This window comes from Streptomyces sp. NPDC017520 (assembly GCF_044329855.1).
Taxonomy (GTDB): Bacteria; Actinomycetota; Actinomycetes; order Streptomycetales; family Streptomycetaceae; genus Streptomyces.
The window spans coordinates 73,978-94,057 of sequence record NZ_JBIRKB010000013.1; the positions used below are offsets into that span (position 1 = coordinate 73,978).

Consider the following 20,080-nt stretch of genomic DNA (forward strand, 5'->3'; position numbering starts at 1 on the left):
CGTCACCTCGACCATACGTACGCCCTCGGCGCGCTGCTCACCAGGGCTGGGACGCGATCGGCGGCAGAAATCCGCTCGGCTGTGGGGTGCCGGTCAGTCCGTGACGTCGATCGGGCAGCGGTTGGTCTCCACCCCGGCGGCGGTGATGACCTGGACGTCCACGGTCCCCGGTTCGACCTCGACCGGGACGGGCACGGTGAGAACGGTGTCGGTCGGGTTGGCGAAGCCCCCGGCGACCGGGATCAGCGGTACGTGGACATGGACCGTGCCGATCCGTACGACGAGCCGGGCCAGCCGGTCGGGCCCGCCCGCGCCGGGCGGTACGAAGCCCGCGCCCCGGATCTCGATGTCGTCGCCGGTCCGGATGGGGGCGTCCAGGTCCCCGGCCTCCCGGGCCCGCACGACGGACAGCACGACGGGCCGGCCGCCCTCCGCGTACTTCCCGGCGAAGTAGGTCGCCGCCGAGACCGCCACCAGCAGCGCGAGCCCCCACGGCAGATCGGGCAACTGCTCGGGGCGGCGGGCCAGCCGCACCGCGGCGAACAGCACGGCGACGGCGCTGACCAGCACGTACTGCACATCGGTGAAGGAGCCGCGCCCCGAGTCGTCGGTGAGCAGGTCGGCGGCGCGCGGCCGGTCGGCGCGCAGCTTCTGGAGCCGCTGGCCCAGCACCCGTACGGTCACCACGCGGCGCACGACGACGGCGACCGCGCACACGAGCGCCAGCACGGCCACGACCCCGGCGGAGCGCACGAGGTCGAGCCCCTCGATCAGCGCGTCCCTCCTCTCCGGGTCGGAGGCCCCGGCCAGTTGCAGCGCGAGCACGAGAACGGCGAAGGCGGCCAGCAGCACCCAGACCCCGGCGACCGTCCGGGAGGTGGAGAGCCGGTTGTCCTCCCCGATCAGCGGAGCGAGGAGGCCGCCCCGGGCGCGGTGGAAGCGGGCGGCGGCGGTGAGCAGCCCGGCCGTGAGGAGGGCGGCGATCAGCCCGGCGGTACGGGCGGTGGACCAGCCGGCCCCGATCGCGGTGAGGCTCGCACCGACGAGGAGGGCCCCCGCCGCGCCCCAGACGGCGAACAACGTCCCCCGCCAGACCTGGTGGAGCCAGGCGTCACCGGCTTCCCGGGCCCGCTCGGCGACGGTGCGGGCGGACCCGGTCAGCTCGTCGGACACCCACTGCCGGGACGCGGACGGCGACTGGGCGACCCCGGCGGGAAGCCCCTTGCCCGCCGCCAGTTCGTCCCGTTTGGCCAGGAACGCGGCGACGGCGTGCCGGTGTCCGCGACGGGCTCCGTGCGGGCAGTCGCCACACGTACAGCCGCCGCTGTGCGTGCCGCTCGTCCTGGATTCGTCCAACGCCACGGAGGATTACACCCTTTCCCGCCCCGGTACAGCCAACTCAACCGCGATATCCGCGAATTGTGCCGTACCGGACGGCCAGGTCACGCATCGAGGCGGACCGGGGGCGCGTGTCGGGGCGGACCGGGGGCGCGTGTCGGGGCGGACCGGGGCCCGTGTCGTCAGAACGTTCGAGCGATCCGCTGCCACAGGGGCTGGTAGTTGATCCAGGCCACCAGGTCGCCGCCGAGGTGGTCGCGGGTGGTGACGGCGTCCCGGTGCGAGATGAGGACCGGTTTCCCGGCGGCCCGCGCCAGCAGCTGCACCTGGCAGGCGCGCTCCATGGTGAGGAACCACCAGGCCGCCGCGTCCACCGAGCCGCCGACGGTCAGCAGCCCGTGGTTGCGCAGGATCACCGCCTTGTGCGGCCCGAGCGCGGCGGCGATCCGCCGGCCCTCGTCCTCGTCCACGACGACCCCGGAGTAGGCGTCGTACAGCGCGTGGTCCTCGTAGAAGGCGCAGGATTCCTGGGTGATCGGCTCGATCGGCTCCCCGAGCGCGGCGAGCGCCCGCCCGTGCGTGGAGTGGGTGTGCGCGACGGCCACCGTGTCCGGGCGGGCCCGGTGCACCGCCGCGTGGACGGCGAACGCGGCCTGGTTGACGTGGAAACGGCCCCGGACCACCTGGCCGTCGCCGTTGACGAGGATCAGGTCCTGCGGGGCGATGTCGGCGAAGGGGGCGCCGAACGGGTTGACCCAGAAGCAGTCGGCCAGCTCGGGGTCGCGGGCGGTGATGTGCCCGGAGACCCCGTCCTCGTACCCGAGCTGCCCGAACAGCCGCAGCGCGCCCGCCAGCCGCTCCCTGCGGTACGCGCGTTCCTCGTCCGGTGAGGCGTGCACGGGCGGCATCGCGAACTGAAGCTGCTCGACGGGGATCGGGGCGGGGGCGGGCACGGCGACCGGCTCGGGCATGGCGGCTCCTCGGGTTCCCTGGGCGTACGGGACCGGAAGTTACCGCCGGGTGGGTCAGGTGGCCAGAGGCGTGACGCCCCCGGCCGGGTCAGGTGCTGAGCACCAGGTAGGCGAGCGTGAGATACGAGCGGTAGCCGCCGTAGTAGCCGGTGCGGCGGGCGTCGATCTCGGCCGTCACCTCGGCGTGCAGCGGGTGGTCCGGGTGTTCCAGTGCCCAGCGCTGCCCTCGGCCGATCGGCCCCTCGGACTCGAAGAGGTCCCATTCGCGCTCGTCGGCGACGGTGACCTGGAGCGCGCGCAGCCCGACGGACTCCGCCAGCCGGATCAGCTCCAGCAGCGACCCGAAGTCGCCGGGCTCGGCACCGAGGCCCGCCAGCGCGGCGGGGGTCGGTTCCTCGAGCCAGATCCCCTCGCCGAACAGGACCCGTCCGCCGGGACGCACGGTGGCGGCTAGGGCGGTGAGGGCCTCACGGGTCGTGCCGGGCCAGGCGTGCGAGGAGCCGATGGAGACGGCGAGGTCGTACCCGCCCTCGGTCCACTCGGCGGCGGGCACCTCGTGGAACCGCACGCGGTCCGCGAGCCCACGCCGCTCGGCGAGCTTCCGGCCGCGCGCCACGGCGGCGGGGTCGGTCTCGACACCGTCCCCGGTGGCGCCGGGCGCGGACTCGACGAGCCGCATCAGCAACTCGCCCCAGCCGGAGCCGAGGTCGGTGATCCGCGATCCGGGAGCGGGGTCGCAGGCGGCGATCAGCCGGGCGGCGTGTTCCTCGGAGAGCGGGGTGTTCCAGGTGAGGCGGTCGTTACCGGCGGCGGACACGATGGCGCGGACTTCTTCGGCGGACATGGGAAAGGAGCCTGGCACGGGGACGGGGGCCGTGCCAGTGGTTTCTAGGGGCGGCGCCTGTTGATCGCCGTGAGGTCGATGACCAACGGGAACGGAACTGTCAGTGTGAGCTTGTCGCGGTGGATACCTGTGGGCACATAGACCTCCAGCGCGGGGTCACGTTCGTAGACATAGACGATCGGCAGTCCTTCGCCGTCCGCCTCCACCCGCCAGAAGTGCCGCACTCCGGCGGCGGCGTACTTCCGGGGTTTGACGTCTCGGTCCCGCTCCACCGAATCGTCCGAGACCACCTCAACGGCGAGCACGACGTCCTCGGGGCGGAACCAGGTCTGGCGGTGGCCCGTGTTCGCCTCGACGGGGAACACCAGCACGTCCGGCTCCGGCCTGTTCTTCTCGTCCAACTTGATCGTCATCTCGCGCAGGACGTCCAGATGCGCCGGCGCCTGATCCAGCAGGGCATTCTCGAACAACCGCATGGCACGCCCATGAAAGGCGGTCCGCGGACTCATGAAGACGAGACTCCCGTCGATCAGCTCGGTGTGGGGCGGGAGGCCCGGAATCCGGTCGAGGTCGTCCGCCGTCCAGCCACCCTCCGGCGGGACAGGCCACCGCTTCGGCTGCTGCTCAAGCCTGGGATCGGGTGCGGCGCTCATAATTACTCCCATACGCCGAAGTCTCGTCTCTTCACTCAGCGTACCCACCCGATACGACAATGCCGCCGCCCAAACGAATGAGCGACGGCATCGGCGTTTGACCCGGGAGAGCCCTATGGGGCCGCCGGAAGCGGGGAGGTCACTCCCACTCGATCGTCCCCGGCGGCTTGCTCGTCACGTCGAGGACGACGCGGTTGACGTCGGCGACCTCGTTGGTGATGCGGGTGGAGATCTTCGCCAGCGTCTCGTACGGCAGACGCGACCAGTCGGCCGTCATGGCGTCCTCGGAGGAGACCGGGCGCAGCACGATCGGGTGGCCGTAGGTGCGGCCGTCGCCCTGGACGCCGACCGAGCGGACGTCGGCGAGGAGGACCACCGGGCACTGCCAGATGTCGCGGTCCAGGCCCGCCGCCGTCAGCTCCTCGCGGGCGATGGCGTCGGCGTCGCGGAGCAGGTCCAGGCGCTCCTCGGTGACCTCGCCGACGATGCGGATGCCGAGGCCGGGGCCGGGGAACGGCTGGCGCTGGACGATCTCCTCCGGGAGGCCCAGCTCCTGGCCGACCATGCGGACCTCGTCCTTGAACAGCTGGCGCAGCGGCTCGACGAGCTGGAACTCGATGTCGTCGGGGAGTCCGCCGACGTTGTGGTGGGACTTGATGTTGGCGGTGCCGGTGCCGCCGCCGGACTCGACGACGTCCGGGTAGAGCGTGCCCTGGACGAGGAAGGCGACCTCCGGGCCGTCCTCCTGGAGGATCTCCAGCTGGGCCTGCTCGAAGACGCGGATGAACTCGCGGCCGATGATCTTCCGCTTCTGCTCGGGGTCGGAGACCCCGGCCAGGGCGTCGAGGAAGCGCTTCTGCGCGTCGACCACCTTGAGCTTCGCGCCGGTCGCGGCCACGAAGTCCTTCTCGACCTGCTCGGTCTCGCCCTTGCGCATCAGGCCGTGGTCGACGTACACGCAGGTGAGCTGGGAGCCGATGGCCTTCTGGACGAGGGCCGCGGCGACCGCGGAGTCCACGCCGCCGGAGAGGCCGCAGATGGCGCGCTTGTCGCCGACCTGCTCGCGGATGAGGGCGATCTGCTCCTCGACCACGTTGGTCGTGGTCCAGTTCGGCTCGATGCCCGCGCCGCGGTAGAGGAAGTGCTCCAGGACCTGCTGGCCGTGGGTCGAGTGCATGACCTCCGGGTGGTACTGGACGCCGTAGAGCTTCTTCTCGTCGTTCTCGAAGGCGGCGACCGGTACGACGTCGGTGGAGGCGGTGACGGTGAAGCCCTCGGGCGCCGCCGAGCAGGCGTCGCCGTGCGACATCCACACCGGCTGCTCGGTGGGCGTGCCCTCGAAGAGGGTGGAGCCCGCCTTGGAGACGTGCAGCGGGGTGCGGCCGTACTCACGGGCCCCGTTGTCGTCGACCGTGCCGCCGAGCGTGGTGGCCATCAGCTGGAAGCCGTAGCACATGCCGAAGACGGGCACCCCGGCCTCGAAGAGCGAGCGGTCCAGGCTGGGTGCGCCCTCCGCGTACACCGACGAGGGGCCGCCGGAGAGGATGATCGCGCGGGGGTTCTTCGCCAGCATCTCGGCCACCGGCATGGTGGACGGGACGATCTCGCTGTAGACCCGGGCCTCACGGACACGGCGGGCGATGAGCTGGGCGTACTGCGCGCCGAAGTCGACGACGAGGACCACGTCGGCCGTGGCGTCGGGGGCGGCGGGGGGTGCTGCTGGCACGGGGGCGGCCTTCCGGCGGTGGTGAAGGGGGTCGGTTCTTCCAATTCTACCGGCCGTGCGCGAACCCTCCGCCGGGTCGGGGGGACGGGGCCGACGCCTCCAGGCCGGTGTCCGTCGCGTCTCAGGATCCGGGCCCCGTTTTGTGGGGGCCGCCGGGCCGGGGCCATACTGTCCCCCATGCGTCAGCACACGACCTTCGTCTTTACCTATGGCATCCGGCCCGCCGGCTGCCATGGTCGTGCTGCTTGAGCTACTGACAAGCAACGTTCCAGGCGCCCCGGGCCAGCAGGCCCGGGGCGTCTCGCGTGTCCGGGTCCGTAGCTCCGGGGGGGCCGTCACCCCACCGGGAGTCACCACCATGAGCAGCAGCACCACAGACACCACCGCGGCCACCGGCGCCCGCACGGACGAGGCCGCCGCCCTGATCGGCGGCGCCCGCGAGCGCATCGACGCCCTCGACGACCGGATCATCGGCCTCGTCCAGGAACGGATGGCCGTCTCGGCGGTGATCCAGGAGGCCCGGATCACCTCCGGCGGCCGGCGGGTCAACCTCTCCCGGGAGACGGCCGTGCTCGGCCACTACAGGGACGCGCTGGGCAAGCCGGGCACCGCTCTGGCGATGACGCTCCTGGAGCTGTGCCGCGGCCGGGTGTGAGACGTGTGCGGCCTGGTGAGCGGTGCGCGGACGGAACGGTTCTCCGCCTGCGGCACCCGGCCGTATCTGCGTTCGGACCCCGTCTCACCCGTACGGCGCGTGACCAGGTGCGCGGTGCCTTCGTTGATCCTGATGTCCGTGCCAACCAGGGGCGGCATCGGCAGGAAACCACGCGTGGCTCCGCCGGGACGTGTGACGTACCGCAGGTGCGTCGTGGGACCACATCCCGGCGAAAGTGACCGGTCCGCAGGGGACAGCAGCCCGGTCACCCCATATGCGGCCGTACCCGGGGACGCCCGGGTCGGCCGCATCGGAACGTTCGGGCGGAGGCCCTGTTCCCCCTCCGCCGTCGGTCAGGCGTCAGACGTGCTGCGCGGCAGCCCGTCGCCGTGCCGCCATGAACAGCAGCAGGCCCGCCGCCAGCGCCGCGGCCGCCGTGCCCGAGGCGATCAGGGCGGTCGATCCCGTCGAGGCGAGGCCGCCCCCGCCGCCGGAGCCGCCGGTCGTACCCGCCGCCCCTCCGTCGGAGGTCGTGGACGCCGAGGGCCCGGGGGTGCCGGACGGGCTCTCCTCCGGGTCCGGGGCCGAGGTCGGCGGGGTGGACGGTTCGCCGGAGCCGCCGTCCGTCGTGCCGCCGGAGTCCGAGCCGCCGCCCTCGCCGTTCAGGACCAGAAACGCGGTGTTGTTGGCCGGCTTCGGGTCGAACGGCAGCGCCGGGTTCTGCGGCCGGGTGTTGCGTACGGTCACCTCGCCGCTCGCTCCGATCAGGGCCTCGTCGATCCGCAGCTCGAAGGGCAGGTCGAGACCCTCGTCGTCCCGCACGGTCATCGAGGTGTCGCAGACGTAGCGCGGCGCGGGGCTCTGCTGGTCCTCGCGGTACTTTCCTTCGGCGGTCACCGCACGACAGCGGTCCGGCTTCGCGGTGACCGACGCGCCCTGCGGGACGGTGAAGTCGACGGTGGCGACGGGCTCGCCGGAGCGGATGTAGCCGATCCACGCCGGGCCCTCGTTACGGAAGCCGATGTCAGCCTTCACCGTGGTCCCGGCGGCCCCGGATGCCTCGTCGCCGTACGCCACGAAGTCGGCCGTGTTCTTCGTACGGAAGTCGGCCTCCTGCTGGTTGTCGGACGGATTCAGGTCGCCGCCCCGGGCGGTCGCGCCCTTCCGTGGAGCCTTCGCCGGGACCGCCTTCAGCACGGGGCCCGCGCCCCGGGCGAAGGAGGCGCCCGCACGCTGGGCGGTGCGCTGGGCGGCACCGTCCTCGTGGATGCGGTAGACGAAGGTGTCGTAGAAGGCGCGGGTCGTGGCCTCGATGGTCAGCGGGGTCGCCAGCGTGTACGTCGCACCCGCTTCGAAGGAGCCCTCGACGGAGCAGAGGGCCGTGGTCCAGCCGATGCCCGGGACGTCCGGGTCGTCCTCGGCGTACTCGCAGTTGGCGTAGCGCTGCGGAATGTCGAGGCCTCGGGTGTACATGAGGGTGAGCAGAACGCCGTCGGCGTCCCGGCTGCCCCGGTTGGAGAAGGTGATCGGAGCCTGCTGCTCGTCGCCCGGGTTCAGCTCCTGGTCGAAGGGGAGCTCCTCCATGACCAGGTCGGTGCCGCCGACCGTGAGCCGGGTGGTGAACGGGGTGAAGGTCGCACCCTCCGCCTCGCCGGTCACCCTGATCGTGCCCGTGTCCCCGGCCCGGCTGCCCTCGGCGGCGGTGACCAGGAGGTCGGCGGCGCCCTGGAGGCCCGGCCAGATGCCCCAGTCCTCGCAGACCGCCTTGGTACCGGTGACCTCGCAGTCCGCGCTGTTGGACTCGCCGTCGAACGCCACGTCGGCGACACCGTCGATACCGCTGAGGTCGAAGGTGAGCGTGAAGTTGCCTCCGTAGCCGCCGTTCTCCTCGTCCTGGGACGGGTTGTTGACGGTGATCCCGACCGTGGAGTGCCGGGGCTCGCCGCTCTCCGGGTAGGGGTGCAGACCCGTCTCGGCGGGGCCGCCGAGGGTGAACACCGGGGCATCGGCGGCCTGTGCCGGGACGGCCGCCCCGGCGAGCGTGGCCGAGGCCAGCAGGCCTGCGGCGGCGAGAGAACCCGCTGCGCGGTGCAGCACGGTTCTCGGGGAGATGCGTGTCATCGGGGACCTCTGGGACTCGGCAGGAGCTGTGTGACTGCTGTGAGGCAGTACGGGTTCGACCGCGCAGCCCTCCGAACAGTTGCCCAGGAGAAGATCACGGATTGGGTACGGGGGTGTTGCCGACGCCCTTCACGTCCGCCCCGGCCTCCGCCGTTCCCTTCGGCGGCACCACGGGGATGCCCAGGAACGGCAGCTTCAGCGCGCCGAACGCCTCCTTCGGCACGGCCGGCGCGAGCGGCTCGACGGGGGTGAGCCGCTCGTAGGCCTGGCCCTGCTCCGGGCGCGGGTCCGCCTCGCCCTTGTTGGGCCACAACGACATCGCGCGCTCGGCCTGGGCGGTGATGGTCAGCGAGGGGTTGACGCCGAGGTTGGCGGAGACGGCTGAACCGTCGACGACGCTGATGCCGGGGTGGCCGTAGAGGCGGTGGTACGGGTCGATGACGCCCTCGTCGGCGTTCGCGCCGATCGGGCAGCCGCCGAGGAAGTGGGCGGTGAGCGGGGTGCCCATCAGTTCGCCGACGTTGGAGCCGGCGAAGCCGTTGATCTCCTCGGCGAGCAGGGTGGCGCTGTGGGTGGCCTCCGGTATCTGGGTCGGGTTGGGCGCGCCGTGGCCCTGGCGGGCGGTGAGCAGGCCCTTGCCGATGCCTCCCGGTTTGCGGTATGTCGTCAGGGAGTTGTCCAGCGACTGCATGACCAGGCCGATGATGGTGCGCTCGGACCAGTGGTGGTTGGAGAGCGAACGGGCGGCCAGAGTCGGGTGCTTGACCATGTTGGCGAGCCAGCCGCGCACCCGGTGGGCGCCGTAGGGGACCTGGAGTATCGACATCGCGCCCATGGCGTTGGAGCCCTTGCCGTAGCGGACGGGCTCGATGTGGGTGTTGTCGTCCGGGTGGATCGAGGAGGTGATCGCGACGCCCTGCGAGAAGTCGGCCTTCGCGGTGCCGTGCTTCTTGCGGTAGCGGCGGTCACTGGTCTGGGAGCCGACCAGCGCCTCGGAGTTGGTACGGGTCAGCTCGCCGAGCCGCGCGGAGAGCCGGGGCAGCAGCCCCAGGTCCTTCATGGTGTGCAGCAGGGTCTGGGTCCCGTACGTGCCCGCGGCGACGACGACCTTCCGCGCGCGGAGCTTCGTGGGCTTCGCCCTGCGGCGGCGGCCGGTGGGGACGGTGAGGACCCGGTAGCCGCCCTCGGGGTCGTCGGTGACCGCGACGACGGAGGTCATCGGGTGGATGACCGCTCCGGCTTTCTCGGCGAGGTGGAGGTAGTTCTCGTTGAGGGTGTTCTTGGCGCCGTGGCGGCAGCCCGTCATGCATTCCCCGCACTCGGTGCAGGCCCTGCGGGCGGGGCCCGCGCCGCCGAAGTAGGGGTCGGGGACGGTGGCGCCGGGCTTGGCCCTCGCGGTGCCGTCGGCGTCCTTGCCGTCGCCGAAGAAGACGCCGACCGGGGCCAGGTGGAAGGTGTCGCCGACGCCCATCGCCTCCGCGGCGGCCTTGAGGTGGACGTCGGAGGGGGTCATGGTCGGGTTGAGGCGGACCCCCAGCATGCGGCGGGCCTGGTCGTAGTACGGCTTCAGCTCGTCCTGCCAGTCGGTGATCGAGGCCCACTGCCGGTCCTCGAAGAACGGGGCGGGCGGCACGTACAGCGTGTTGGCGTAGTTGAGCGATCCGCCGCCTACCCCGGCCCCGGCGAGCACCATGACGTTGCCGAGGAGGTGGACGCGCTGGATGCCGAAGAGGCCCAGCGCGGGGGCCCAGAGGTAGTTCTTCAGGTCCCAGGAGGTCTTGGGGAGGGTGCCGGGGGTGAAGCGGCGGCCCGCCTCCAGGATCCCGACCCGGTACCCCTTCTCGGTCAGCCGGAGCGCCGACACCGCACCCCCGAAGCCCGATCCGACGACCAGGACGTCGTAGTCGTACGCGGCGTCGTCCTCGGCCGGGACCTGGCTCACCGGCGCGGGGCTCACGGCCTGTTTCTGGGCAGGGCTGTCCTGGGACATGGCACTCCTCGGAACGGATGCGGTACGAAAAGGGCGGACGTCGCTGGGTCTCCGGGCGGTCAGCGCAGCCGGAACGCCTTCATCGCCTTGAGGCTGCTGGTCATGAGCGCGGCGTACTTCTCGTCGTCCAGCCCGAAGGAGGGAGCGAGCGGCATCACTCGCTGCTGGGCGACGGTCTGGGCCTCGGTGTACTTGAGGATGCCCTCGGAGCCGTGCCGTCGGCCGAGGCCGGAATCCTTCATGCCGCCCATGGGGGCCTGGACGCTGCCGTAGGCGGGGGCGAACCCCTCGTTGATGTTGACGGTGCCGGTGCGCAGCCGGGCCGCGATCTGGTGACCGCGCCGGGAGTCGGTGGTCCAGACGCTGGAGTTGAGGCCGTACGGGGTGGCGTTGGCCAGGGCGATCACCTCGTCCTCGTCGCTGAAGCGGTAGATCGAGACGACCGGTCCGAAGGTCTCCTCGGTGCAGACGGTCATCGGGGCCTCCACTCCGTCGAGGATGGTCGGCTCGTAGAACAGCGGGCCGATGTCGGGGCGGGCGACGCCGCCGGCGACGAGCTTCGCGCCCTTCTCGACGGCCTCGTCGACGTGGCGCTTGACGGTCTCCAGCTGGCGTTCGCCTACGAGGCAGCCCATGTCGGCCCCGTAGGCGAGGGCGCTGCCGAGCCGCATGGCCTTCGTCCGGGTGGCGAAGCGCTCCACGAAGTCGTCGGCGACGGACTCGTGGACGTACAGCCGCTCGATGGAGATGCAGAGCTGTCCGGCGGAGGAGAAGCAGGCGCGGACGGCTCCCGCGGCGGCCTTCTCGACGTCGGCGTCCTTCAGTACGAGCATGGCGTTCTTGCCGCCGAGCTCCAGGGAGACGCCGACCAGCCGGGACGCGGCGCCGACGGCGACCTCGCGGCCGGTGCGGGTGGAACCGGTGAAGGAGACGTAGTCGGCGCGGCTGACGACCTCGGGTCCCACGACGGGTCCCTCGCCGAGGACGACCTGGAAGACCTCGGCGGGCAGTCCGGCCTCGATCAGCAGGTCGCGGGCCCACAGGGCGGTGAGCGCGGTCTCCGTGTCGGGCTTCATCACGACGGCGTTGCCGGAGACGAACGCGGGCAGCGCGTCGCCCACGGAGAGTTCGAGCGGGTAGTTCCAGGGGGCGATCTGGCCGACGACGCCGCGCGGCTGGCGGAGTTCGGTGACCTTGGTGAGGACCGGGACGACGCCGGTGTGGCGGCGGGGCTTGAGGTAGGCGGCGGCCTTGCGCCCGTAGTGGCGGGCGGCGACGGCGACGGCCTGCACCTCCTCGTGGGCGTGCAGGCGGGCCTTGCCGGTCTCCAGCTGGATGAGGTCGAGGACCTCGGACTGGCGGCTGAGGACGAGGTCGTGGAAGCGCAGCAGGACGGCGGCCCGCTGCCGTACGGGGACGGCGGCCCAGACGGGCTGGGCGGCGCGGGCCCGGTCGAAGGCGGTGGCGACGTCCTCGGGGGCGGACTCGGGCAGATCGGCCAGCTTCTCCCCGGTGAAGGGGGTGTGGTTGGCCGTGCGGCCCGACCCGAGGACGCCACGGGTCAGCTGGGCGATCACTTCGGGGGTGACCACGTCGGCGGCGGTACGCACACCGGCGGGGGCGGCCGCCACGGGGTTCGTACCGAGAGGGGCGTCAGGGGCCTGCGAGTCCGTCATGAGGCCGAGAGTATGTCCAGCCGCAGCCTTTGGGTACCCGTGGGTAACAGTTTTTCACAGGACCCGCCACCTCCGCCGGGCACCCCCCTCGAACGAGCCAGTGATCGCTGGCGACATAACCGCTGATCAGTGGCTATGCGGCCGACCGTCGACCGGACGGTCGGCCCGCGGCACTCAGGAAGCGTGAGTCCCGCCGGGTGCCGTGCTCACTGCTGGGGTTTCGGGGCGCTCCAACTCCGCAGCATGATGTCGAACTTCTCGCGGCTGGCCTCCCAGCCCTCCTGCGGGGCCGTCAGATACAGCGCGTACTCGGGGCCGCCGGGGCCGCCGTAGTACATCTGGTCGATCCCGTGCCGGGGCCCCGGGTGGTCCTTGGTCTCGTTCCAGGTGAATTCCCAGAGGGCGCCCGGCCGGTCGCGGAAGGTGTTCTTCTCCATCCCGATCCGCTGATAGCCCGGCAGCCGCTCGGAGAGCTGCTCCTCCATGTTCTCCATGTGCAGGTACGGATGCTCGAAGTCCGGGTCCGGGTCGACGCTGATGCGGATCCGGTGGGCCCCGCCGTCCGGCGTGTAGTCGATCTGCCCGTCCTGGACCTGCCGGGTCCAGTCCACCGGCACCACCAGGCTGAACCCCGCCGGGTCGTCGACCCGGTGCCAGCCGTCGGGTATCTCCGGTGTCCCCTCCGATGAGACGGCCGGATCCGGGGAGGTCTGCTCCGTGGAGGTCCGCCCCGGGGACGGTGTGCTGCCGGCGACCGTGCCGCCGGCCGTGCTGCCGGGGGCGTCCGATCCCTCCCCGTACTTCATCGCGAACAGCCCGGCCGCGCCCCCCAGGACGGCGGCGGCGACGACCACGACGAGCACTGTGCGCCCCCGGGACCCGGCGCGCCGGGTCACCGGGGCGGAGGCGGGGCCGGTGACCGGGGCGGCGGCCCCCGGGCCGCGGGCGGGCGGTGAGGTCATGGAGGGGGTTGCTCCGGGCAGCCGGGCGGTGGCGCCGTCGGAACCGTCGGCGCCGTTCGGGCTGCCGGAATCGTGCGGGCCGCCGGGACCGCCGTCCGTGTCCTGGTAGGCGTACCGGGCGTTCTCGGGGAAGCGCTGGGTCGGCACGTGCGCCTGCGCGGCTCGGGGCTCACGGCCGTCCATCGCGTCCAGCAGCATCTGCTCGGTCTGGGCGGCGGTGGGCCGGTCGTCCGGGTCCTTGCGGAGCAGCGCGGTGATCACGGCGCCGAGCGGGCCCGCGTTGAGCGGGGCGGGCGGCTCCTCGGTGACGACGGCCTGCATGGTGGAGATCGGGGACGTACGGCGGAACGGGGAGGTCCCCTCGACCGCCGTGTACAGCGTCGCCCCCAAGGACCAGAGGTCGGAGGCCGGTCCGGGGTCTCCGCCGCGTACCCGTTCCGGGGCGAGGTAGTCGATGGAGCCGACCAGTTCGCCGGTCCGGGTGATGGTGGAGTCGCCCTCGATCGCGGCAATCCCGAAGTCGGTCAGCAGCACCTGACCGTCGCGCGCCAGCAGCACGTTGCCGGGCTTGACGTCGCGGTGCAGCACCCCGGCCGCGTGCGCGGCGCGCAGGGCGCTCAGCACGTGCAGCCCGATGCGGGCCGCCTCGCGCGGGGCGACCTCGCCGCTCTCCTTGGCGGAGTCGGCGAGCGAGGGCCCGTCGACGTACTGCATGACGATCCAGGGGCGGTTGTCGTACTCGATCACGTCGTGGACGGTGACGACGCCGGGGTGCGTGATGCGCGCCGCCGCCCGCGCCTCCTTCTGCGTCCTGGCGTGCAGGACGAGCCGGTCGGCCTCGGCGACGTACAGCCCGGCGGTCAACTCCTTGACGGCGACCGTGCGGTGCAGCACCTCGTCGTGGGCGCGCCAGACCTTGCCCATGCCGCCCCGGCCGAGGACGTCGCCCAGCCGGTAGCGCCCCGCCAGCACCAGTCCCGCGTCCGTGCTCTGTGATCGATCCACGTGATGTCCCCGCCCCGTTCCTCGAATGGCCAGATTACGGAGGCGCGACGGCGGGGCGGAACCGGGGATCGCCCACGAGACCGCACTGTGATGGTTGTCGGCACCGCACAACGCCCCTGGCGCGGGCGAGGCGGTGACGCGCGATCAGGCGCGCGGGACGGACGGTCACGTGCGCGCGATCGGGCGTGACCGGCGGTCAGGTGACCCGGTGACAGTGTGACCGGCGTCAGGTGACCCGGTAGCAGTGTGACCGGCGGTCAGGTGACTCGGTAGGAGGCGATGGCCTGCTCGTAGATCTCGGTGACCTTGTCCCGGTCGCTCTCAGGCCCGATGACCTGGATGACGTGGTACCTGCCGTCGACGATCATGGCGAGATTACGGACGTACACCTCGCGCCCGCCGCTCTCCTGCCAGGTGAACTGCCCCTCGGCCATGGCCTGCCGGCCGACGTCGACCCGGCGCAGTCCGGACGAGGAGGACCAGGAGGAGTCGCGGAACGGCTGGAGCTCGGGCTCCTTGTCCCGCTGGTAGGCCAGCGGATCGCCGCCCCCCGCCTTCACCGTGTCCCGGCCGGGCACCACGAGGAGGGTGAACCCGTCGCTGCCGTAGCGGATCTGCCGGTCCGCGTTGGCGGGGCTGCGCTGCCAGTCCTTCGGTACGCCGACCTCGAACCCCTCCGCGTCCTCGCGGAGCGCGTAGCCGGGGGCGAGCGCCACGGCCGACCGGCTGGTCTGCGGCTGCTGCGAGCCGGGATCGGCGGACCCGCCCGCCGAGCCGGACGGCTCGGGCTCCCCCGAGGCGGCGGGCGGTGCGGCGGAGCCGGCGGGCGACGTCGGCGCTCCGCTGTCCTTGCCCGGCTCCTGCTTCGGCAGGAACATCACGGCGTACGCGACGGCGGCGGCCATCAGCAGCAGGATGAGGACGAGCAGCAGCCGGCCCAGCCTGCGTGGCGACGAGGACTCCTCGCCCCGGCGCGACGGTTCCCGCAGCACCCGGGGGCCCTTGGGCGCACGGGGTGCGCGGGCCGGGCGCTCCTCCTCCCAGCTCTCCACGGGCATCCGCACGGACCGGTCGGGCGGCAGCAGCGACTCCTGCCGGTCCCGCTGCTCGCCGTCACCGCGCCGCTTCGGCGGCTGGTGACGCTTCCCCTGGCGGTGTCTGCCGTGCGCCGAGCCGCCGCCGAAACGGCCCCGGCGCCTGCGGACCAGCTCGCCCCGGCGGCGCACGATGGGGAGCCGGGCGGCGTCGGGCGCGGGGAGGGGCACGACGTCGGCGCCCGCCTCCGGCTCCGGCGCGGAGCGCACCAGCGAGCGCAGCCAGCCGCGCAGCTCCTCGAAGTCCGGCCGCTCCGTGGGGTCCTGGCGCAGCAGCGACTCGACGACGGGCCGCAGCGGGCCGCACTCCTCCGCGAAGGCGGGGGGCTCCCCGCACACCATCTGGACGAGCTCGGCCGCGTTCTCCTCGGGGTAGGGGGCGTGGCCCTGGACGGCGCGGTAGAGCAGCGCGCCGAGCGCCCACAGGTCGGTGGAGGGGCCGATCGGGGGCGCGAGCTGCCAGTTCTCGTGGACGGGACCCGCCTGCTCGGGGGCCCAGCGCTCGGTGACGGCTCCGACGACGGCGATGCGTGCCTGGCGGGCGCGTTCGGCGGCGAGCGGGGTGGCGGGGCCCCGGTAGACGGCGGGCTCGTCGCCGCCCGCGACGGCCTCCTCCCAGGCCCCGGGGGCGGTCCGCCCGTCCCGGGGCGGTGCGGTGCGGGCGAGCTGCTTGGGGGCCGGGGCCGCCGTGCCGGGCCGCCGGGAGTCGGCGCGCAGCGCGTCCTCGCCGGAGCCGCCCGCGGAGACGGGCCGCGCACCGGGTCCGTCGTCCCAGGTCCCGGCGAGGTGCACGCGGCGGCCCGGCGGCCGGGGGCCGTCCTCGTCGTCCTCGTCGTCCTCGTCGTCGTAGGGGTCCTCGGCGGGCATGCCCCAGGGGGAGGTCAGTCCGGGGGTCACGGGGGCGTCGGGGGCCGGGGCGCCGGGCGCCGGGCGCTGCGGCGGGAGGATGCCGGTGTCGGCGTCCGCGTCGGCTCCGGTTCCGGTTCCGGTTCCGGCTTCGGTCCCGGCTCCGGCTCCGGCTTCGGTTCCGGCTCCGGCTCCCGTTCCGGTGATTCCGCTGGTGCCGCTGGTGCTCGGGGCGGGCGCGTGCCCTTCCGGCGGCGACTTCGTGAGGTCGGCCGGGGGCCGGTCGGTCTGCTGCCGGTCCTCGGTGACCCGGGCGGCGGCCCGTGCGCCCGCCCGGTAGGCGGCGATGGCTCCGGCGCGCGCGGCCCGCAGCTGGGCGGCGCTCGCGGCGCCAGGCTCGGCGGGGGGCGGCACGGTGGTGTACGGGACGGCGGGGGCGGCGGGGCGCGGGACGATCTCCTGGCCGGCGCGCGACGCGAAGGGCTCGGCTTCCGGGCCGCCCGGCGGCAGGTCGTACCGGTCGCCGGACCGGTCGTCGTGCTGGTCGCCGGACCCGTCGTGGGGTCGGTCGCCGGACTGGTCGTGGGGCCGGTCGTCATAACGGTCGTCGTCCCGGTCACCGGGCCGGTCGCCGAACCGGTCCTCGGCCCGGCCGCCATCCCGGTCGTCGTACCGGTCGTCGTACCGGCGCGGCGCGTAACCCTCCGGCAGCGACGGAACGGGAAGCCCCTGGTCCGCCCGGTACGGCCGGTCCGCCCGGCCGCCGCCGTCGTACTCCTGGACGTCCGCGTACTCCTGGACGTCCGCGTCCGCGTCCGCATCCACGTCCGCGTACTCCGTGTGCTCCTCGACGGCCGCGTAGCCCTGGCCGCCCTCGACGGAGCCGTAGCCCTCGAACGGCGCGTACTCCGTTCCGCTCCTGGCCGGCGGGAGCGCGTAGGCCCCGTCGAGCTCTCTCGGCGGGGCGGCCTCGACGGCCGGGACGCCGTACGTCGTGGGGCCGGCCACCGGGTCGGTGTCGGGCGCCGGTCCGGGGGCGTATCCGCAGAGCGCCTCCTCGGCGGCGCCCGCCGCGAGACCGGTGAGCACGACGCGGCCGTCGTCGCACACCAGGACCGTGCGCACGGTGATGTTGCGATGGGTCCAGCCGTGGGCGTGCAGCACCCGCAGAGCGGTGAGCACGTCGGAGCCGATCTCGGCCGCCCGGTAGGGGTTGAGGGGGCGTTCGGCGAGGAGGGCGGCGAGCGGACGGGCCGCGACGAGCTCGCTCACTATCCACAACGAGCCCGCTTCGGCGAACACGTCGAAGACCTGGTCGAGCCGGGGGTGATCGGGCACCTGGGCGGCGGCCTGCGCGGCCTCGATCGCCCTCCGGACCGCCGGGTCCGTGCTGCGGCGGACCGCTCGCCCGGGGGCGCGTCCGGATGCGGAGGGCCGGCCGTCGGCGTCGAGCACCTCCGCGTCCACGATCTCCGGCAACGGCACCTGGCGGACCAGGACTTCCTGCCCGCTGTAGGTGTCGAACGCCCGGGTCTCGGCCAGTTCGTACCCATCGGACGGGGGCAGCGGAAGGCGGTAGCGGTCGGCAAGCACCCGACCCGCGTAGTCGTCCACGACGCCTCCCCAGAGCGCGCTCTTCCCCCGGTCACCGGAGGCGCACTTATCCGTCGGTCACGGTCATTCGGCGGACAATTGACCCGCTGTTCCGGCTGCGTACGGTCCCCGGCCTCTTACGATACGTGGCAACACGGGCCGCCGGGCCGGGTCGCGCCAACCCGGTTCGCACAAACGTTTCCCACCGACCGCTCCGGGACGTTCCCGACCGGTCGACGGGCACGCCCAGCGCTCAGCCGGCACGTGCCCAGCGGTCGGCCGGCACGTGCCCGGGCGGTCAGTCAGTGGGCGTGAACGTGGCGAACGCCGTCTCGCGCAGCGTCCGGCACTCGTCGCCCTCCCACTCGTCCACCTTGCAGCTGATCATGATCGAGTAGCCACGCTTGGCGTCCACCTTGAATCCCCGGTTGAGCACCTTGACCCGGACGCCGTTGTGGTTGCGTTCGAACGTCCAGTCCGCGACGGTCGGATAGCCGTTGTACTCGACCTTCTTTATGCTGCCGTGCTTGTAGCCGTCGCTGAGGACCTTGACGCTCCCGACGGCCCCGCGCCAGGCGGCCGCCGCGTCGTCCTTGGGCGAGCTGTTGAAGTCGACCTGGACGCGGGGGAAGCTGCCCCGCTTGTCGTTGTAGATGCCGCCGGAGTTGCTGCCCGCGATGGCGGTGCGCTTGAAGCCCTCGGGCATCGCCATGGTGAAGTGGAACCGGGTGTCGGTGACCGGCTCGTACCCGGCGGGCAGGGCGTCGCCGGGGGCCGCCCCGTCGTCGTCGGCGTCGTCGGAACCGGAGTCGTCGGTGTCGGCGGAGTCGTCGGCGGACGGGTCGGCGGAGGCCCGGCCGTCGTCCGTGCCCTGGCCCTCCTTCTGACCGCCGCCCTTCTCGCCGGACGAACCGCCGCCGGTGTCGCCGCCCTTGTCGTCGGCGCCGCCGGCCGAGGCTCCGGCCGAGGCCGCCGTGTCGCCGCCCTTGCCCGCGTCGTCGCCGCCGAGCGTGAGCGCGAGGACCGTGCCGAGAATGGCCAGGGCGACGACGGCCGCGATGATCGCGAGGGTGCGGCGGGGCACCACGTCGGTGATCGAGGCACGCGTGGACGCGACCGAGGACGGCGGACGCTGCCCGGGTACGAACCCACTCGCCGCCGCGGACTTCGGGGCGCCGGCGGGCGCCGCGACGGCTCCCTTCCCGGTCGCCGGGGCGGACGCGGCGGGCTTCGCACCCGGGGCGGACGTCCCGGGCGGGGACGGAGGCTTGGGCGGGGTGACGGGCGGGCCGCCGGCCGCCGCGGCCGGAGAGCTCGCCGACGCGGCGGTCGCACCCGCGGCGGCTCCCGCGGCCACCGCAGGGGTCTTCGCGTTGCGCACGGAGCGCAGGGCTCCGCGCAGCCGGTCGCGGGAGCCGCCGCCGGACTCGCCCGACCCGGTGGACTGCTTCGGCGGCTTCGGGGCCTTGGGCGGCTTCGGCGTCCTCTTGACGAGGGGGTCGGCGGCGGGCGCCGGCGGCAGCGCCATGATCTGGGTGGAGTCCGCGGGGGCCGGAGCGGGAACGTCGGGGGCGTTGATGACGTCGTTGAGCAACGCCCGCGCACCGGCGTCGTCGAGGCGCTGGTCGGGGTCCCGGGCGAGCAGCCCGTAGATGACCTCGGTGAGCGGGCCGGCGTTCTTCGGCGGGTCGAGCGGTTCGGTCATCACGGCCGTCAGGGTGGCGATGGCCGAGCCCTTGTCGTACGGCGGACAGCCCTCGACGCTCGCGTACAGCAGTCCGCCGAGGGACCACAGGTCCGCGGGCGGGCCCGGCTTGTGACCGCGGGCGCGCTCCGGCGAGATGTACGAGGGTGCGCCGACGAGCATGCCGGTGGAGGTGACCGACGGGTCTCCCTCGACCTGGGCGATGCCGAAGTCGGTGAGCACGACGCGCCCGTCCTCGGCGATCAGCACGTTGGACGGTTTCACGTCGCGGTGCAGGATGCCCTCGCGGTGCGCCGAGCGCAGCACGTCGAGGATGGCGAGCCCGACCTCGGCGGCCCGCCTCGGCGTCAGCGTGCCGTCCTCGCGGATCGCCTCGGCCAGCGACTTGCCCTCGATCAGCTCCATGACGATCCACGGGCGGTCGTCCTCGTCGACCACGTCGTAGACGGTCACCGCGCTGTTGTTGCGGATCCTCGCGATCGCCTTCGCCTCACGCAGGGTGCGCGTGATCAGCCGGCGCTTCTCGTCCTCGTCGATCGCCCCGGGGAACCGCAGTTCCTTGACCGCGACCGTGCGGCCGAGCGTCTCGTCGTCGGCGCGCCAGACCGTACCCATGCCGCCTCGGCCGAGCACCTCACCGAGCCGGTAGCGCCCCGCGAGGAGACGACCGTTCTTGTCCCGTTGGGGCTCCCGTGCCTGCTCCGCCTCCGACATGCGTCCCCTCTGCGATCAACCCGCCCTGGCAGAGCGTTCATTGTCCCTCACCCCGGGACCGGTCCTGGTGCCGGGTCCGGGGTCCGCCGCGCCGCGGCGGGAAGAGGGAAGTCCCCACAGCCTCCTACCAACCCGGCCTCCCCGTCCAGGCCGGACCGGGCCGCCGCCCCGGCTCCACCGGGGCGGC

At 73.2% G+C, this 20,080-nt stretch carries 12 protein-coding genes; 1 reads left to right on the top strand and 11 read right to left on the bottom strand.

Annotated features, from left to right (window positions below; translation table 11 throughout):
- Positions 1-93: 93 nt before the first annotated feature.
- From ACH4KB_RS27480 to guaA, 5 genes are all read right to left on the bottom strand, one after another.
- The gene (locus ACH4KB_RS27480; RefSeq protein WP_398068567.1) at positions 94-1,362 is read right to left on the bottom strand and encodes a hypothetical protein; all 1,269 of its coding nucleotides are present in this window, start codon (positions 1,360-1,362) and stop codon (positions 94-96) included.
- Between the two features lie 158 nt (positions 1,363-1,520).
- Positions 1,521-2,309 (bottom strand): class II aldolase/adducin family protein, encoded by a 789-nt coding sequence (locus tag ACH4KB_RS27485; RefSeq protein ID WP_398068568.1) that lies wholly within the window; start codon positions 2,307-2,309, stop codon positions 1,521-1,523.
- Between the two features lie 88 nt (positions 2,310-2,397).
- On the bottom strand, positions 2,398-3,153 hold the full coding sequence (locus tag ACH4KB_RS27490; protein ID WP_398068569.1) for an SAM-dependent methyltransferase: 756 nt from the start codon (positions 3,151-3,153) through the stop codon (positions 2,398-2,400).
- 44 nt (positions 3,154-3,197) lie between these two features.
- On the bottom strand, positions 3,198-3,806 hold the full coding sequence (locus tag ACH4KB_RS27495) for a Uma2 family endonuclease (protein ID WP_398068570.1): 609 nt from the start codon (positions 3,804-3,806) through the stop codon (positions 3,198-3,200).
- Between the two features lie 139 nt (positions 3,807-3,945).
- Entirely contained in the window at positions 3,946-5,532 is a 1,587-nt protein-coding gene (gene guaA, locus ACH4KB_RS27500) for a glutamine-hydrolyzing GMP synthase (RefSeq protein WP_398068571.1), read from the bottom strand.
- A gap of 358 nt (positions 5,533-5,890) precedes the next feature.
- Between guaA and ACH4KB_RS27505 the strand changes: the two genes are divergently transcribed.
- Positions 5,891-6,187: a chorismate mutase gene (locus ACH4KB_RS27505; protein ID WP_398068572.1), complete on the top strand. Its 297-nt coding sequence runs from the start codon at positions 5,891-5,893 to the stop codon at positions 6,185-6,187.
- 360 nt (positions 6,188-6,547) lie between these two features.
- Here ACH4KB_RS27505 and ACH4KB_RS27510 read toward each other — a convergent pair whose 3' ends face one another.
- The 6 genes from ACH4KB_RS27510 to ACH4KB_RS27535 all read right to left on the bottom strand — a co-directional run bounded on the left by ACH4KB_RS27510 (position 6,548) and on the right by ACH4KB_RS27535 (position 19,893).
- On the bottom strand, positions 6,548-8,308 hold the full coding sequence (locus ACH4KB_RS27510) for a peptidase (RefSeq protein ID WP_398068573.1): 1,761 nt from the start codon (positions 8,306-8,308) through the stop codon (positions 6,548-6,550).
- 94 nt (positions 8,309-8,402) lie between these two features.
- A complete protein-coding gene (locus ACH4KB_RS27515; protein WP_398068574.1) occupies positions 8,403-10,298 on the bottom strand; it encodes a GMC oxidoreductase in 1,896 nt (631 codons plus the stop codon).
- Between the two features lie 59 nt (positions 10,299-10,357).
- Complete coding sequence (locus ACH4KB_RS27520) at positions 10,358-11,974, bottom strand: succinic semialdehyde dehydrogenase (protein ID WP_398068575.1); 1,617 nt, start codon at positions 11,972-11,974, stop codon at positions 10,358-10,360.
- Between the two features lie 206 nt (positions 11,975-12,180).
- A complete protein-coding gene (locus tag ACH4KB_RS27525; RefSeq protein WP_398068576.1) occupies positions 12,181-13,941 on the bottom strand; it encodes a protein kinase in 1,761 nt (586 codons plus the stop codon).
- Positions 13,942-14,198: 257 nt separating this feature from the next.
- Positions 14,199-17,495, bottom strand: coding sequence for a protein kinase (locus ACH4KB_RS27530; RefSeq protein WP_398068577.1), 3,297 nt, complete (start codon positions 17,493-17,495; stop codon positions 14,199-14,201).
- Between the two features lie 277 nt (positions 17,496-17,772).
- Positions 17,773-19,893, bottom strand: coding sequence for a serine/threonine-protein kinase (locus tag ACH4KB_RS27535; RefSeq protein WP_398068578.1), 2,121 nt, complete (start codon positions 19,891-19,893; stop codon positions 17,773-17,775).
- Between the last annotated feature and the right edge of the window lie 187 nt (positions 19,894-20,080).

Coding starts and splice junctions, on each gene's coding strand:
- ACH4KB_RS27485 (WP_398068568.1), bottom strand. CDS start 2,309: ATGCCCGAGCCGGTCGCCGTGCCCGCCCCCGCCCCGATCCCCGTCGAG.
- ACH4KB_RS27490 (WP_398068569.1), bottom strand. CDS start 3,153: ATGTCCGCCGAAGAAGTCCGCGCCATCGTGTCCGCCGCCGGTAACGAC.
- ACH4KB_RS27495 (WP_398068570.1), bottom strand. CDS start 3,806: ATGAGCGCCGCACCCGATCCCAGGCTTGAGCAGCAGCCGAAGCGGTGG.
- ACH4KB_RS27505 (WP_398068572.1), top strand. CDS start 5,891: ATGAGCAGCAGCACCACAGACACCACCGCGGCCACCGGCGCCCGCACG.
- ACH4KB_RS27510 (WP_398068573.1), bottom strand. CDS start 8,308: ATGACACGCATCTCCCCGAGAACCGTGCTGCACCGCGCAGCGGGTTCT.
- ACH4KB_RS27515 (WP_398068574.1), bottom strand. CDS start 10,298: ATGTCCCAGGACAGCCCTGCCCAGAAACAGGCCGTGAGCCCCGCGCCG.
- ACH4KB_RS27520 (WP_398068575.1), bottom strand. CDS start 11,974: ATGACGGACTCGCAGGCCCCTGACGCCCCTCTCGGTACGAACCCCGTG.
- ACH4KB_RS27535 (WP_398068578.1), bottom strand. CDS start 19,893: ATGTCGGAGGCGGAGCAGGCACGGGAGCCCCAACGGGACAAGAACGGT.